General features: G+C 59.8%; 11 protein-coding genes and 1 pseudogene. 7 read left to right on the forward strand and 5 right to left on the reverse strand.

Going from position 1 to position 16645, the window contains the following annotated elements; all coding sequences use genetic code 11:
• A complete protein-coding gene (locus NKH23_RS22255; protein ID WP_353035336.1) occupies window positions 1-1050 on the reverse strand; it encodes a hypothetical protein in 1050 nt (349 codons plus the stop codon).
• A 177-nt stretch (window positions 1051-1227) separates the two neighbouring features.
• On the opposite strand from NKH23_RS22255, the gene NKH23_RS22260 reads away from it, so the two are divergent.
• A complete protein-coding gene (locus NKH23_RS22260; protein WP_353035338.1) occupies window positions 1228-2280 on the forward strand; it encodes an alpha/beta fold hydrolase in 1053 nt (350 codons plus the stop codon).
• A 650-nt stretch (window positions 2281-2930) separates the two neighbouring features.
• Here NKH23_RS22260 and NKH23_RS22265 read toward each other — a convergent pair.
• The 4 genes from NKH23_RS22265 to NKH23_RS22280 all read right to left on the reverse strand — a co-directional run bounded on the left by NKH23_RS22265 (window position 2931) and on the right by NKH23_RS22280 (window position 9774).
• Window positions 2931-3608: a glycosyltransferase family 9 protein gene (locus NKH23_RS22265; protein WP_352910089.1), complete on the reverse strand. Its 678-nt coding sequence runs from the start codon at window positions 3606-3608 to the stop codon at window positions 2931-2933.
• Window positions 3609-4118: 510 nt separating this feature from the next.
• Window positions 4119-7361, reverse strand: coding sequence for an efflux RND transporter permease subunit (locus NKH23_RS22270; RefSeq protein ID WP_352910092.1), 3243 nt, complete (start codon window positions 7359-7361; stop codon window positions 4119-4121).
• Complete coding sequence (locus tag NKH23_RS22275) at window positions 7358-8428, reverse strand: efflux RND transporter periplasmic adaptor subunit (protein ID WP_352978967.1); 1071 nt, start codon at window positions 8426-8428, stop codon at window positions 7358-7360. The genes NKH23_RS22270 and NKH23_RS22275 overlap by 4 nt, the downstream gene beginning before the upstream one ends.
• Window positions 8428-9774 carry an efflux transporter outer membrane subunit gene (locus NKH23_RS22280; RefSeq protein WP_502912369.1) on the reverse strand — a complete coding sequence of 449 codons (1347 nt, stop codon included), beginning with the start codon at window positions 9772-9774 and terminating at the stop codon, window positions 8428-8430. Before NKH23_RS22280 ends, NKH23_RS22275 begins: the two co-directional genes overlap by 1 nt.
• 505 nt (window positions 9775-10279) lie before the next feature.
• Between NKH23_RS22280 and NKH23_RS22285 the strand changes: the two genes are divergently transcribed.
• From NKH23_RS22285 to NKH23_RS22310, 6 genes and pseudogenes are all read left to right on the forward strand, one after another.
• Complete coding sequence (locus NKH23_RS22285; protein WP_352910097.1) at window positions 10280-11035, forward strand: response regulator; 756 nt, start codon at window positions 10280-10282, stop codon at window positions 11033-11035.
• Window positions 11032-12447 (forward strand): sensor histidine kinase, encoded by a 1416-nt coding sequence (locus NKH23_RS22290; protein ID WP_352910098.1) that lies wholly within the window; start codon window positions 11032-11034, stop codon window positions 12445-12447. The genes NKH23_RS22285 and NKH23_RS22290 overlap by 4 nt, the downstream gene beginning before the upstream one ends.
• A 1175-nt stretch (window positions 12448-13622) precedes the next feature.
• A complete protein-coding gene (locus NKH23_RS22295) occupies window positions 13623-14582 on the forward strand; it encodes an aspartyl/asparaginyl beta-hydroxylase domain-containing protein (protein WP_352910100.1) in 960 nt (319 codons plus the stop codon).
• Window positions 14583-14806: 224 nt separating this feature from the next.
• On the forward strand, window positions 14807-15673 hold the full coding sequence (locus NKH23_RS22300) for a MipA/OmpV family protein (RefSeq protein ID WP_352978960.1): 867 nt from the start codon (window positions 14807-14809) through the stop codon (window positions 15671-15673).
• 226 nt (window positions 15674-15899) lie between these two features.
• Window positions 15900-16382, forward strand: a complete 483-nt coding sequence (locus NKH23_RS22305) for a class I SAM-dependent methyltransferase (protein WP_353035342.1) — start codon at window positions 15900-15902, stop codon at window positions 16380-16382.
• A 59-nt stretch (window positions 16383-16441) separates the two neighbouring features.
• Window positions 16442-16645: pseudogene (locus NKH23_RS22310) on the forward strand (integrase); the annotation flags it as partial.

Here is a 16645-nt window from a genome sequence, read left to right on the forward strand (position 1 = left end):
TCAACCGCGTTCCTTGCGTCTCGATGCACTTCCATCGACAACCGCGCCGGCACGGGAACGTTCCCGAGGTTCGTCGCTTTCAATCGATCTCTCGCCACCCCGGGTCAGAAAAGCACCGGGAAGATGCGAGGTGCAGGCCATCACCCAGGTGATCGCCTCGCGGTCGTATTCGTCGCCGGAGCGCCAGTCCTCGAAGAAGGCGTTCAGCCTATCGACACGCCCCGGCCAGATGCCGGCGGCCTGCAGGCCGAGCGATACGCCGTAATTGGTGAAGGCGAACTTGGTATCGCGCAGCCATGGGGCGCGGCTGAAATAGCCGGGCGGGTCGACCCACATCGTTTCCAGGGTTCGCAGCGAACGCCTCGTCTGGGCGTCGGCCCACGGCTCGTCGGGAAAGAAATGGGCGAGCCACAACATCATGCCGAGGCCGAGGTCCTGCTCGATGTCGAGGGTGCGCCAATCGCGCTCCATCAGTTCACGCATTTGCGCGATCTCGGGCGCCAGTTCCTCGTCGTCGAGCATTCGGTAAGAGACGTAGCCGTCATAGGCATCCATGCTGCCGAGGCCGTAGCCGGGGTAAGGACCGGTCAAATCCTCCTGCATCTTCCAGATCACGCCGCGGCCGGGGACCACAAACGCCGGGTGAATGTCCCGCGCCAGCGTAATGCCGCGCTTGCGGTATTCCGGCTTCAGATCGCCGAGACGCGCCAGGGCGAACAGCCACATCGCCAGATAGTGGAAATACTGGCCGTCGCGATCGGCCGCTTCGCCGATCCTCAGTCCGCGCCGGCGGCCGAGCACACGCTCGACATCGGCCACCAGCCGCTCGGCCGCGTCCAGCCAGCGCTGTTCGCCAGTTTCCGTATAAAGCGAAACGTAGAGCACGACCCCGAATGCATCGGTCCACAGATACCGCAAGCCGTTGGGCCAGATGCCTTCGGCGCGCATCCAGTCGAGTTTTCGCAGGACATAGTCGACGTCACGCAGCATCGTGCCAAAGCCCGAACTGGCCGAGCCGGCCGATGTTCGGTGTCGCGCGATTGTGAGCATGCAGAATTTCGAGCATGTCTCTCCTCCGTCCGGTTGATCTGGCCAGATACCGCGAAACGATCTGATCGGCGGCGGGTTCCTTGGCCGCTTCCAACGGCGCGACCCGGGAACCCTCCGCCTGATCATGAGTTTGCGAATTGGCCTTGGACGGTGCGGGGGACCACGTGGCCCGAACTCATGCCCGGACTGGCCGAGCGGAGCAGTACAGAAAGCGACAATCGCGCGAACAAGACAAAGTGCACTGTGTCACCGTATTTGTGTTTTGGAAGTCAGTTGCCGCGTCTATTTTTCCACGGAACCTTCCAGCGAGAGCATCGTAAACAACGGGATGCGGGAGGTTGCAGCCTTTCGATCGAGGAGGCAAAGTTGCGACACCGCCAAGTCAAAGTTAACGGAGACGCCATTTTCTTTCGCGAGGACGGCCCGGCCGACGCTCCGGTGCTTCTGTTGCCGCACGGCTATCCCTGCTCGTCCTATCAGTTTCGAAGGCTGATGCCTGGACTGGCAGATCGCTGGCACACGTTCGCGCCGGATTTTCCTGGCTTCGGTTACAGCGCCACGCCCGACATGGCTGCATTCGGCTACGATTTCGATGCCTATGCCGGGTTTCTGGCGGCTTTCGCTGACGCGCTCGGCCTATCCCGCTATGCGCTGTGGCTGCACGACTATGGCTCGCAGATCGGATTGCGCCACGCCATCGCCTATCGGGAGCGCGTTGCCGCGCTTATCATCCAGAACGGCGACATCTACGAAGACGTGCTCGGCCCGAAATACGCAGCCATCAAGATGTATTGGAACGACAAGACGTCCGAGAAGCATCGCCCGCTGGAAGATGCGGTCAGCGAGGAGGGCTTCCGGCACGAGTTCATCGGTGAAGTTGGCGAGGCCGTGGCCGAGCGCGTGCCACCGGATCTGTGGAAACTCCATTGGCCTCTGATGGACACGCCAGCCCGTCGGCGGCTTGCGGTCGGCCTGATGGAGAAGCTGGAGGGGAACCTTAACTGGTTCCCGAAATACCAAGCTTATCTGCGCAAACGGCAACCGCCGACACTGATCGTCTGGGGTCCCGAGGACGGCTATATGCCGGCCGCATCGGCCCGCGCCTACAAACGCGACTTGCCGCAAGCTGAGTTCCACCTCCTCGATGGCGCCGGCCACTGGCTACTGGAAACCCATTTCGATGAGGCGCTTGCGTTGGTGCGCGACTTCCTTGCACGCGTCCACGGCTGATGACCGATGCATCCCTCGGGTAACCTATTGAAAGCATGGTGAACCGACCGGTCTGTGGCGAACCAGTCTCCGTTTGATATTTCCTGCTAACAGGCAAAAAGCAGGGTATTTGTGCGAAATGCGCGCTTTGGGCGGGCAGAACATCAATATCTTGTAGCGATGTCAGCTACTTAGTGGGAGATTTCCTGCGCGAGGCGTCAGGGAATATCGACCAGATTTGCGTGAATATTCGCGGCCGCCGGTGAATTAACAGGGAATCCGTTGTCGTTATGTGGGATGCGATTGCCGTTAGCTGGGATCGAATGTTCGTTATCCGGGAACGCGCTGCCGTCTTGCGGAAAATGAACGCGCAATAACGGTTCGAATCGCGCTTGCGAGGGAATGCAATGCTCTCACCCGGAAAGACATTGTCATAGCGCGGGAGGCGATTGTCGACTCGCAAGAGGCTATCTCAAGGCGATGAGCAGTAACCGACGGCGGGGGTGAATAGGGGTATTTTGCTGACTTGGCCGTTCATGAGACGCAGAGTGTAGTTTACGATATCTCGGTTCTGGATCGAGGCCCGGCTTTGATCTGATGGACCTAGGCCGCTCGCCGTCGATCCGGCCAGTTGTTAGGTCCGCCGCTTCAACGAACTAGCTGAGCTGAGCTTAACGATTCGGTATTGATTTGAGCGTTTCGAACTCGATCAGGTCGAGGGTAGCTGTGGTGACCTCCTCTACTCGCACGCGATGCACACAGTAGACGCCACCGGGATTGTTCGGCTTGCACAAGTTGGGAGCAGCGCATTGGCAGGGCAGCCGAGGCGCCACGATCCGATGCGGAACTCCGAGCGGCCCCCATATGTCCGGCGGTGTCAAGCCGTAAAGGCCGACGACAGGAGTCCCTACTGATGCCGCCAGATGCATGGGACCACTCTCATTTCCTAGAAAGATAACGGCGTCGCCAAGCAATGCCGTCAGTGTTTCAAGCGAGACCTTCCCAACCACGCTCGCCACAGGTGACACAGCCAATGCGAGTATTGTCTGCTCGGCTGTTGTCTCGTCCCGGCCACCAATCAGCAAAGACCGAAGGCCCGTGGCGGCATAGACTTCATCGATTGCCGCTGCAAACCGCTCCGGTTGCCAGCATCGCCCCTCAAATCGTGCCCCTGCATGGACGACGATATAGGCGTTTTTGACCAAACTCCTTTGCGCCAGGATTTGTGCGCTTTCACTTTGAGCGGCGCATGTGGGCACAAGCCTTGGTGTGGAGTCAGCGAGGTCAATGTTGAGAGCCTTTAGAGGAGAAAGATATTCGGTACAGATAGTGGATGCCGCCGTGACCACAGGTGGCGGCGTAAACGTTTGCCGGTTGAACCTCCCAGAATCTCAGTGGCCTCTCGGGAGGATCGAAGCCAACCCGCAGCGGCGCGTCGAGCAATCGGTGCAGAATCCTGGATGTCTTGGAATCACTCAGATCAATAGTGAGATCGTACCTTCGTTGGCGGAGATCAGAGACCAAGCTCAGATACGCTCTTAGCCGCTGGAAGAGGCTCTTTCCCTTGCCGCGGCGGTCGAACCCGATTGCTTCGTCCGCGATGTTTTGGCTGACTATGAACCGCCGAAGACCGGGGGCGCAAAGCATGGTCACGGTGGCATCCGGGTAGGCGAGACGTAGATTGCGCACCAAAGCTGACGTCAAAACAACGTCACCAATATACTTTGTCTGAATGATGAGAATGGACTTGACGGACAGCTGGCCAGTCGTAGCAGGCGCTCGCGATCTGCACCCGCCATGGCCGAATAGACGGACAGCGCGGCTAGCCAATGCGGCCAAAGTGCTAGCACTCATCGGCCTCAATTCCGACGCGCGGGTCGTTCGGCAGGAGGATGAGAAAGTCCGTCCGCTGGCGTGGCAGGCCAGTTCGATCCCGCGCCTGTTTCACGAAGGCCGGATCGTAGTCGAGGTGCGTCCCAGGACCGCTCCCGCCGAAGCGGTGCCTCGAACTGCACTGCGTCTTCAGGTGTGGAAGCCGGCGAGGTCTCATGCTCTCCTAGGGCGGCAAGCCGTTTGAGAAGCCTGAGAAAGTCATCGACGAAGGTGAAGATGACGGGGATCGCGACGAGGCTAAAGACGGTGGAAGTCATCAGGCCGCCGATGACAACAATTGCCATGGGTTGACGGAAACTGGAGTCGCCGCCGCTGAGACTGAGGGCTACCGGAAGCATGCCGCCGCCCATCGCGATCGTCGTCATCACGATCGGGCGAGCGCGCTTGTGGCAGGCGTCGACCAGGGCGTCGAAGCGTGAGAGGCCAGCGCGGCGTGAGATGATCGCGTATTCGACCAGCAGGATCGAATTCTTCGTCACTACGCCCATCAGCATGAGCAGCCCGATCACCACCGGCATGGAAAAGCTCGTGCCGGTCAGCACCAACGGCATCAGGGCGCCGCCGAGAGACAGTGGAAGCGCCATAAGGATCGTGACCGGTTGAAGGAAGTCGTGGAATAGGAGGACCAGCACGGCATAGATACAGAATATTCCGATCCCCATAGCGATGGCGAAACTGCCAAAGAGCTCGGAGCTGCGCTCTAATTCTCCTTGCTCGACGAGCCGGACGCCTTCCGGGAGGTTGCGAAGGGCAGGCAATGCCTGTGCCTCGCGATAGACGTCGCCGAGGATGCGCCCGTTCAACTCGAGCGATAGCGTGACATTTCGCGAGCGGTCGATGCGGCTGATTTCCGACGGGCTGCCGCCGATGCTGATCTCGGCGACCGAGCCAACATCGACGCTGCCCCTGGCGCCGGCAACGCGAAGATTGGCAATGTCATCAAACGTCGTCCGGTTGCTGGGGTCAAATCGGACACGGATAGGAAGCTGGCGCTGTGGCAGGTTGAGCTTCGCGAGCGAAGAGGAATAGTCGCCGTTGGTTGCCACGCGAACCGCCTCGGAAATCGCTTCCGCCGTCACGCCGAGAGCGGCCGCGCTGTCGAGGTTCGTGACGATCTGGATTTCCGGCGCCTGCAGGGAGGCACTGGAGGTGACCGCGCCGACTCTCCTGAGGGTGCGCAGTTGCTCTTCGAGCGCGCCGGCTGCCTGGCCGAGCGCATCGGAATCGTCGCTCGCCAACGTGATCTCCAATGTCGTGCCGTTGCCGCCCGTCCCCACAGCGATCCTGGTGCCGGGAAGGACGGAAAGTGCCTGCCGGATATCATTCTCGATCTCGGTCTGCGTGCGGGTGCGATCGCCGATCTTCTTGAGATCGACCACGAGCGAAGCGGCCCCCGTATCGGCGGTCGTCGAGGAATCGATCAAGTCATTCGAAGAGACGCTTCCCACGGAGGAGAACACATGCGTCACGTCCGGCAGTCGGGAAACGATCTCGGCGGCTCGCCGCGTGATCGCCTCCGTCTGCCCAATGGTGCTGCCAGGTTGCAGCGTCAAGGTGACTTGCGTCTGCGCATCATCCGAAGCGGGCAGAAAGCCGGAACTGAGGAACGGGATCGTCGACATGGAAAGGCCGAGAAACAGCATGACGCCAAGGACCGTTAGTTTGCGGCGCTGCAGGCAGATTCTGACGACGGCCATGTAGGCGCGCATGATCCAGCCGTCCTTTGCCTCGACGGGATGCGCTTTCATCATGTAGGCGGCCATCATCGGCGTCAGCAGGCGCGCGACGACCAGTGAGGCGAGGACCGCCACGGCTGCCGTCACCCCGAACTGACGGAAGATCAGGCCGGGAATACCGCTCATGAAGGCAGTCGGCAGGAAGACGGCGACGAGCGTGAAGGTCGTGGCGATGACGGCAAGGCCAATCTCGTCGGCGGCCTCAAGCGCGGCCTCCTTCGGGTGTTTGCCCATTTGCAGATGGCGCGCGATGTTCTCGATTTCGACAATCGCATCATCGATCAGGATGCCGACCACGAGAGAGAGCGCGAGCAGCGTCACCGTGTTGAGGCTGAAATCCGCCAGATACATCACAAGAAAGGTCGGAATGACCGATAGTGGCAGCGCAACCGCCGAAAGGACAGTCGCCCTCCAGTCGCGCAGGAAGAGCCAGACCACGACGATCGCGAGGATGGCACCCTCGTAGAGCATGTGCATGGAGCCGTCATAGTTTTCAATGATCGGCCCGGTCGTGCTGTAGGCCTCGACGATCTCAACATCGGGCTTGGCGGCGGCGAAGTTCTGCATGCCAGTCCGGATGGCTGCCGCGACGCCCGTATCCGAAAAGCCGTTCGAGCGTTTGACCTGCACTGCGATCACCGGCTCGCCATCGAGATAGGCGATGGACCCCCGGTCAGCGAAGCTGTCCGTAACGGTGCTGATCTCGTCGAGACGCACCAGGGCGCCACTTGGGAGCGGGATAGCGAGCGCCCTTAATGCCTCAATCGAAGAAACCGCGCCGAGCGTGCGGATCACCTGCTTGCTGCCGCCGATTTCCGCCCGGCCGCCAGAAGCGTCCGACTGCATGGATTTGAGCCGCGCGGAAACGGTTGCGGCGCTGAGGCCGAGCGAACTCATGAGTTGGGGATTGAGATCGATCTGCACCTCACGATTGATGCCGCCAATGCGGCTGACCTGGCCGACGCCGGGCACGGCAAGTAAGGCCTTTGTCATGTCGTTGTCGACGAACCAGGAGAGTTCCGTCTCATTGAGGCGGACGGAGCGCACGGCATAAGTAAGGATCGGTGAGCCTTGCACCGTCGTTTTCGTCACGCTTGGTGTCTGCATCTGGGCAGGCAGGTCGCCGCTCATACCGTCGACGGCATTGCGCACCTCGTTCAGCGCTGCCTCGCCGTCCTTCTCCAACTGAAATGAGACATTGATGCTGACCGCGCCGTCCGTAATCGTGGTAGTGACATGCTCTAGGAGGCTCAGAGAGGCGAGCTTGTCCTCGATCTTGCGCGCGACTTCGGTTTCGAGTTGGGCCGGTGCGGCACCTTCGAACGCGGCGTTGATCTGGACAGTCGGCAGCACCATGTCGGGGAAATTCTGTACCGCTAAGCGATCGAAGGCGAGCAGGCCGCTAACGGTGAGTAGGATGAATAGCAGGATTGCGGGAACCGGATTGCGGATCGACCAGGCGGAAAAGTTCATCGTGCGTCCTCCTCTACCCGGACAAGAGCCCTGTCCGAAAGGAAGGCGCCGCCCGCCGTCACCACGTCGGCCCAGGGATCAAGGCCCGAGAGGATCTCCACTTCGCTGCCATTGCGGCGGCCGGTTTCAACACGGACGCGTGACGCACGCCTGTCTGTATCCACGGTGAAGACGTAAGCGATGCCATCACGCATCACGAGCGCCGTCTCGGGCACGGTGACGGCCTGCGTGGTCGCAAGCTCAATCTGGCCGGTGACGTAGAGGCCGATGGGCGGGTGCGCGTCCGCCGGCAGCGCCACATAGGCGAGCACCCTTCCGGTATCGGTGCTGACCGTCGGCCCGACGAGCCGCACGGTCCCTTTGACGCGCCCCTCCGGGCTGATGATCGTGGCGGTCAGGCCTTCTTTGATGCGAGGCAAATAGCGTGCAGACACTTCCGCCTGCCACTCGACGCGCTGCTGGCGCACGAGACGGAATAGCTCCGTGCCGGAGGAGACGACAGCGCCGAGTTGGACCGAACGGGCGGTGATCAGCCCGTCGTCCGGTGCCATAATGGTCGTCTGAGCAAGCTTGATCCTCTGGCTTTCCAGCGAGGCTTCGGCGGATTCGACACTCGCGATCGCAGTCTGCTCGGCGATCAGGTATTCAGTGATCTTCTCCTCAGAAAGCGCACCGCTTCCCTGCACCTTGCGTGCTCGGTCCGCACTAGCCCTGGCTTTTGCGAGGTCCGCCTTCGCACTCGCCAGCACAGCCTCTTCCTTGCGCAGTTCCGCGCGCACCGTTTCGTCGGCCAGCCGAACGAGGGGCTGATCCTTCAAGACGACCGACCCGACATCAGCAAGGACATCGGTCACACGCAGGCCGCCGATTTCCGCGGCAATGACCGCTTCGTGCCAAGGCTTCAGCCAGCCGCTGGCCGGTATCGTTTCAGGCCACTGGCGTTCCGCTGGCTTTGCCACTGCGACGGTAAGCGCTGGCGCCTCGTTCTGTTGCGCAAGTGCAATCTCTGCCGCGAAAACAAGAGTTCCGCTCAGGAAAGCGGCGAGGAGAAAAGGTGAAGATCGCATCAGAGCAGGTTTTCTTTCAATTCTTGCGGCAGGTCCCTGGGTGTGGAGGCGCTCGCATCCCAGCCGCCGCCGAGCGCCTTGTAGAGGGCGATCCAATAGCGCACGGAGTCACGACGGATTTCGATGAGCGAGACCTCCGCCGACTGCGCCGAACGCCGGGCTTCCTCGCGGTCGAGCAGGCTTGCGCCACCGGCCTTCCAGTTCGAATCCACGGCTTTGAAGTAGGCGCGATAGTTGCGCGCCGCGACACTGGCGTCGCCGATCTGCCGTCGCGTACTGTCGATCCGCACGAGTGCGGTCTCGACTTCGGCGACCGCGTCCAGCACACCTGATTTGTAGGCGGCCACCGCCACCTTATATGCGGCTGCCGCGCTGCTCACGGCTGCCCGGCGCGAGCCGCCGTCGAAGAGCGGAATTGAGATGGCCGGGCCGAAGGACCAGGGCAGAGAGGTTCCCATCAGCGATGAACTGTCGATCGTGACCGAGCCGCTGAGGCTGAGGCTCGGATAGAGATCGGCTTTTGCCGCGCCGATCTCGGCGAGCGATGCGGCGACCTCAAGTTCAAGGGCGTCGATGTCGGGGCGCTGCCGTAAGGCGTCGGCAGGCACAGCGGACAGCTTGAGGATCCTCGGTGCGGGTAACCCTTGCTTGCCCATCGCCAGAATATCGCGGACGTGAGGCTCGTCACCGCCAGTAAGGCGGGCCAGAGATTTGACGAGAACCTCGCACTCGGCACGCTGCGCGGTCCGTGTCGAGGCCGAGGTAGCAGCACTCGCGCGCCCTAGCGCAAGGTCGGCGCTCGACGTAAGGCCGGAGGTTACGGCCATTTCCATTGCCCGGATCGTCTCGCGCTGCGAGGCGAGTTCGGTGGTGTAGACTTGCTCCAGCTGCCGGCAGGCACGGTACTGCACATAGTAGTCCGCCACCTCCGCCGCGAGTGAGACGCGCGCATCGTGCCAATCGGCGGTGCGCTCGTGGACCCGCAGCCGCGCAGCCTCGCTCCTCTGCCGAGTCTTGCCGAACAGATCGATTTCCCAAGAGGCGTCGAGGCTGCCGCTCGTGGTCGTGGCGCTATCGACTTGGTTCGCTTTATTACCGCCCGTTCCCGCGCGGGCGAGGGACCCCGATCCGACAACGGCGGGAAGAAGGCCGGCCCGCATGGACGCCAACGTGGCGCGCCCTCTCTCGATCTCTGCCGCAGCGGATTCGAGAGTAGGGCTTTCAGCCTGCGCCGACGCAACAAGGGCTGTCAGCGATGGATCGGAAAAGGTCGACCACCAGGACACGAGATCGCCTGCCCGGCCGCCGTGCGGAAAGGTCGCGTGCCAGACATTCGCGATCTTCAAGCCAGGTTCCTGAACGCCGGCGACGGTCGTGCAGCCTGAGACGATCAGGCACACCGCAATTCCGCTTGCACCGGCAATCCTGCGACAGGCCGCGTTCGTCGCTACCTTCGATCGGCAGGCAATGCGGTCCGGCGCGAAACTGCCAGCAAGAAAAGCCATCATGGTGACAGCCGCCCGTCGATGCATGTTTACCGCCTTGTTTCGGGCCAACCAGCTGGGGGAAGACCAAGATCTCCACTGGCAGCACCGCACATTTCGCGAATGTCCAATCGCGCCTGGGGCGGCATTAGTCCGGTTTTGTCATTGCCGTGGGTTTTGTATTGTTAAGAGTTGCTAAGACGCAGCGGCCGCCGGAAGTACCGGTGCGCGTCATTCATGGGGCCGTAGATGCAGCGGCTGTCGGGCCCGGAGGCGGCCTGTGGGGGTGCAGCAACAAAACTAAACACAATTGTTGCTGACAGCCATCATGTACTGCGTGTTATTCCGGAAGGGAAGGGCAACGAAAATGGCCAAACCTATGGATAGCGTCGGATACAATGTCCTAACTCAAGCTTCAGCCCGAATCCTCGTCGTCGAGGATGACCGGGATATAGCGACCATGCTGATCGAGTTGATGAAGGATGCTGGTTATGCTGCCGAGACGGTCGGATCGGCGATGGAGATGGACCGCGTCTTAAGAAAGAGAGAGTTCAACCTTATTGTGCTGGACGGAATGCTGCCCGGAGAGGACGGTTTTAGCATTTGCAGAAGGATCAGGGCATCCGATACGATGCCCATCCTGATGCTCACCGCTCTGACGAAAGAGGTGGACAGGGTCGTTGGGCTTGAAATGGGTGCCGACGACTATGTCACAAAACCGTTCAGCTCCAGGGAGCTGTTGGCGAGAATAAAGGCGCTGTTGCGCCGTTCGTCGTATTCAAACCAAGTCAAGCCAAGCCAAGACCCGATGACGTTCGCGGGCTGGCGCATTGACCCTGTCACACGCGAATTAACTGACGTTGACGGTGTGCATGTGCCGCTTACGACGGCGGAATTCGATGTGCTGCTTGTGTTCTGCGAGAATCCTCGACAGGTGATGAACCGGCACGACATACTTGCGCGTACCCACGCTGGCGCTGCCGGACCTGTCGAGCGCAGCATTGATGTGCATGTGAGCCGTATCCGGCAAAAGATAGAGCCGAACTATAAGGAGCCCACTTTCATCAAGACAGTGCGGCTGGGAGGCTACATCTTCACTCCGGAGGTCGCGGTAGCCATATGATCGGTCGGTTCAGACGGGCGCCCATTCGGCTCCAGTTCGTCGTGCTCGCCGCGATCCCTATTCCGGCAGTGCTCCTTAGCGTTGTCGCGCTCTTGCCGGAGCCGTACATCTTCCAGGCCAAGCAAGTGGTTGCGGTCAGAAGCACGCAGATCGAATTGATCGTAGAGCAACTCAGAAACAGCGCGGACGATGCCGACGCCGAGAAGCTGCTGCGCGCGAGCGCTCCCACCGGTCTGGAGATGAGGATTTTACCGTGGCGTGATCCTAACGTCGGAAGCAGCCACCAAGGGGATATGCAATTCATCGCCGATGATCTCCGCGACGTGCTGCCCCCTGATTTTGAGGCCACGGTTGTTCCGCAGGATGCTGAACACAATGCCTTGGCGGTGCGTGTCGACGCCAAGCGCGGCCTCCTGGTCCGGTTCTCTGACGCCGATACCTATCCAGCCGTCTTCGGCACGATTGTCGAACTCATTGCCAAGATTCTGATGTTGATCCTGCCGATGCTTCTGCTGGTCCTCTATATCGGCGGCGTGATCACGTCGCCTCTCGTCCGCTTTGCCGAAGCTGCAAAGAGCCTGCGGCTCGACGGCAACGAGGAGCAGTTGTTCACTGTCGCAGGCGCCAAGGAGCTTCGCACCCTCGCAACGGCGCTTAACGACATGCGGCGCGGAATTCGCAAGATGGTTGATGACCGCACGCGGATGCTGACCGCAGTGAGCCACGACTTGAGAACACCACTGACGCGGCTAAGAATGCGGGTGGAGCGATCAAAGGAGATCCCGTCCAAACAAGCGATGCTTGACGATATCGCCACATTGACAGCGATGATCGAGGAAAGCCTCCAGTATCTGAGCAGCACGGCCCGCGACGAGCCGCTTCGAAAAGTTGATATTGCAGCCCTGATAAAGACAATCGTTGCCGGGTTCTCCGATGTTGGACACACGGTCATTTACGTCGGCCCCGAGAGATTCGGATATTCATGCAAGCAGAAAGGGCTGACGCGGGCAGTCACCAACATCGTGGAAAATGCCGTCAGATTCGGCGAGATCGTGCATGTCCAATTGTCCAATTTCCCGCCAAGCAAAGTGTCCATTGTTGTGCAGGACGATGGCCCCGGCCTTGCAGAAGGTCTCCACGAGAAGGCTCTAGAGCCTTTTTACAAGGCAGATGAGGCCAGATCCTCGAATACCAACAGCGGTTTTGGTCTGGGTCTTTCGATCGCGGATGAGATCGCAAAGAGCCATGGTGGCTCGCTGTTGCTCGAGAACATATCGCCGCATGGGCTACGGGCAACGATATCGTTGCCGCCGGAGCAGGTTGTTCCGGTCAAAAACAGCAAGACTGACGAGATGCAACGACACGCTTCAACGCGGCAGGCGCTCGCCAAGGGCAGGCAGTCGACCACGTAGCAGGACGCAGGATGCGTGACGTTTGACGGCCGCGTTCAAAGTCTTATCGCGGTGAGGGCGGCGTCTCCTGCGTCCGCAAGGGCTCGTCCTTGCCATGACACCGGTGCGACCGCGCCGCCGCATCCTGAAGCAGTTTCTTCATCTCTCTCAAAGAGACCCGGTCCGCACGCATCATCTGTCTTATGAGTGGGTCTTTCAGGATGTCTGCCCGCTTTAGATCGTCATGGGCCATAAACGGTCTCCGTCTTTATCGCATTCGAACGTAGCCGCGGCCGAGATCCTGGCGATGTCAAAAGCGGGACAAAACCAAGGCGGTCGATGAAGTTTTGTTGCCGGCCACCGTGGCGGGTTCGCTCCGGTCAAAAGTTCCATCAGCAACCGAAATGGCCACGGCGATCGATGAGCTTGCCTCATGCCGAGGCCGGCGCGCTCGGTCACTGCGCAAGTGTCGGCTGCTCCCTCGCCAGCCAAACCTGCCCAGCGCCTGTCTCGGCCCGACCCGATCGAAATTGCTTCATTGGGCATATTTCCGCGCGCTAACGGACGCGATTGCATAGGAGGCCTTCTCCCGAACAACCAAACATCGTGAGCTGGCTGCGGGAGAATAGTGTTTCACGATGAGATGTAAAATCGTAACATACGTTGCAAATGTGCCATCAGTTCCACGCGGATCATAAATACAATTCGCGCCGAAATAGGTGGTATTTACGCAATATAAGCATATATACTTAGTAATTGTCATCTCATGATCGCAAAATACCATTGATCAATTCGACCCCATCGATAATCCCTTGCGGAGAGGCGGCGCGTCACGCTGCTTCGTGGACGGGGATCGAGGCTGAAATCTTGACCAGCTCCTTTTAACTTCACTGGAGGTCAGAAAATGAACATCAAGAGCCTGCTTCTCGGCTCAGCTGCGGCCCTGGTCGCAGTTTCCGGTGCTCGCGCCGCCGACGCCATCAGCCGGATGGTCGTCCGGCGACCGTCCGTGATGAATCGTCTGGACCGAAAACAACTCTTAACAACACAAAATCCAATGCAACGACGAATCTGGACTAATGCCGCCATCCGAACGTGCGAGCGCGCCTCGGATGAACACATTCTGTGTCTGACTTGGGTCGGCGCAACGGAAGCATCTCAACATCGCGGCAACTGGCGCATTCTGGGCAAATCTCATGCTAATTCTTGTCGTCATGGTCACGTTAGTGGCCACGAGCACCGTGTACGTCTACCGCTTCCGGGGTGAAGTTCGCTACGAAAGCCTGTCTGAATACATCCGCAAGGGATGGCCAATTTTTTCGCCGTTGAATTGTGCCTTGTACATGACAACGCTGCCGCACGGATCAAGGGCTGTTCTCGACCCGGCCGATTTTCCTGAACTCGAGGTGCTGCGTCAAAACTGGCACACCATTCGCCAGGAAGGCCTTGAACTGCTGCGCCAGAACTACTTCGACGCCACCAAACGGCCGGGCACGGCGGGAACCTATGACGTCGGCTTCCGCACGTTCTTCAAGTACGGCTGGAGCCGCTTCTACATTAAGTGGTACGGATATGAGCACCATTCAGCAAAACGCCTTTGCCCCAAGACGGTCCAGATCCTCCAGAGCGTGCCAAGCGTCCATGGAGCGATGTTCGCCTATCTTCCCAAGGGCGCGCAACTGACACGGCATGCCGATCCGATGGCCGTGTCACTGCGCTACCACCTCGGTCTTGTCACCCCGAACTCCGACGCCTGCTTTATCAATGTGGATGGCCGCAAGTTGAGTTGGCGCGACGGCGAGGCCATCATGTTCGATGAGACCTACCTGCACTTCGTGCGCAACGATACCGACTGCGATCGCCTCATCCTCATGTGCGATGTCAAAAGGCCCTTGAACCCGGTCGGTGCAGTGTTCAATTTCTTCTACGAAGGCCTGACACGAGCCACGGTGGTGCCCAATACCCCGGAAGACCATCGTGGCTTTGCCAACAGGGTCTTTGCGGGGCTCGCGCCGTTCCTAGCAGGCACCAGGGCGCTGAAGTCGACGAACCGCCCCTTGTACCTCGTCATCAAATGGTCGGTGAATACCTCGCTGTTGCTATTGGTGTTGGGGCTGATTGCCGGTGTAGCACAGTTGCTGAGCCAACTCGTCTAAAGCACAGTTTTTACTTGGCTCCTGATGTGCGTGATCTGAGCGAAGGCCGCGCGATTGTTACCCCGCCATAGCAACCAGACGAGTCGAGCCGCAACATATCTTAACATCACAAAACCCAAAGCAATCTCGTAGTCCGAGATAGTGCGTGCGCTGGAGGTACGACTGCGTCGGGCTTCCCTTTTGCCGTCTTTGAATACCTCCACCATCCCCAGGAGACGATTCGCATGCCAGCCACAAAGTCTCGCTCAACCCGCTCGCGGGATGCTCTTGTCGCCACGAGCCTCTCAGCAGTCGCTTTTTTGCCGTTCCAAGCAGGCGCAGCTGAACCGTTCGAGAATGAAGCGGCTGCAACAGCGCCCTCTGCGGATGCTGTCGACGAGAGACGGTACGGCCCCATACGCCAGAAGCTTGCCGACTGGAACGTGATGCTTGCCGCCGGAGCTATGTACGCGCCAAAATACGAAGGATCCGATGAGTTCGAACTCGTCCCGCTACCGATGATCTCCGCAACCATTGGTCGTCTTACCATTGATCCGGGCGGCCTGAGCATCGATGTGCTAGAATCCAACGGTTTCAAGGTCTCGGTGAAGGGCGGCTATGACATAGGCGGAGGGCGAAAGGAAAAGGACTCCAAGCACCTGAAAGGCCTCGGTGACATTGACGGCGGCGGTGTCGTCGGAGCGCAGCTCTCATACGAAATGGGGCCGATGGAAATTTATACATCTGTCGACAGGACGTTCGGGGGCAGTGACGGCCTGATTGGTCAAATCGGCGCAAACGTTTCCCATCACTACAACGCGTTTATTCTCTCTGCGGGCGCGTCGGCGACCTTCGCCGACAAAAATCACATGCAAAGCTACTTTGGGGTGACTGCTCTGCAGTCGGCAAGATCGGGGTTGCGGCAGTATGATGCAGGTGCAGGGCTTAAGCGCTTCGATATCGAAGCTTCGGTAACGTACATGGCATCGCAAAACTGGTTTGTGCGCGGGCAGGCAGGGGTTGGCTTCCTCACGGGCGACGCGAAGGACAGTCCGATTGTTCGGAAAACAGTGCAGCCTTCAGGGATGCTCATGGCGGGCTATAGGTTCTAGGACTTCCGTACCTAACTCGCGCGCTACCCCTTCGACACTTTCCGGCCAGCACCAGCCCTTAACTCTGCCGCCTGATCGGCGTTTTCCGCCTTAGGCTTACGGATAACAAATATTGCCTGTCGGTATGCGGAGCTCCGCAATGTTGGATCCCTCTACTCTATTTCGAACCTGGATGTCGGTTCCCTTCCGGACGGCCTTGCTCGTGCCTTCCGGGAGAGCTCTGGCAGTGGCAATGACTCGCGAAATAAGTTCTGCGCAGTCTCCGGTGGTTGAGCTTGGGCCCGGAACCGGTGTCTTCACCCGACAGCTTATCATACGCGGCGTGCCTCAGCAGCGCATTGCGCTCGTCGAAAATGCTGCGTCCCTTGCCCGCGTGCTACGTCGGCAGTTCCCCGCCGCCGCGTTGCTGGATATCGATGCAACGGAGTTGCGGCGATGCAATCCCTTTGACGGCGAAAAAATAGGCACGGTGATCAGCAGCCTCCCCCTTTCTACTATGCCGGCTTGGCGTGTTTTCGCCATTCTGTACGGCGCTTTTCACATTCTTCGGCCGGGAGGAGCCGTCTATCAGTTCACTTACGGCTGGCGGTGCCCAGTACCTGACACCGTTCTCGACCGGATCGGGCTTTATGCGTCGGGCGAGATTATGTGGCGGAGCCGCCCTGACCCCTTTCGGGTCGGCCAAACCCAGCTTGCCTCCGCCACATAATATTTCATGCCTCTCTCATGGCGCGGGATTCCCCTGTGCCACAACGCCGGAGGGGCAGAATGCTCGAGTTCTATTTTTCCTATTGTGGGGTGCTCAGGCGCCTGCGTAGCGGTGCACTCGGTGGCGAGATGGATCGCCTCGCGGAGCATTTTTTCACCCTTGGTTATAAGCGAGCGTCTGCCACGATTTACCTGAGCCGGATTGCGCGCTTTAGCCAGTTTGCCGCAACGCGCTGTGGTCCGATGCCTATCTCTCAAGATGTC

Source organism: Mesorhizobium sp. M1328 (assembly GCF_040318075.1).
GTDB lineage: Bacteria > Pseudomonadota > Alphaproteobacteria > Rhizobiales > Rhizobiaceae > Mesorhizobium.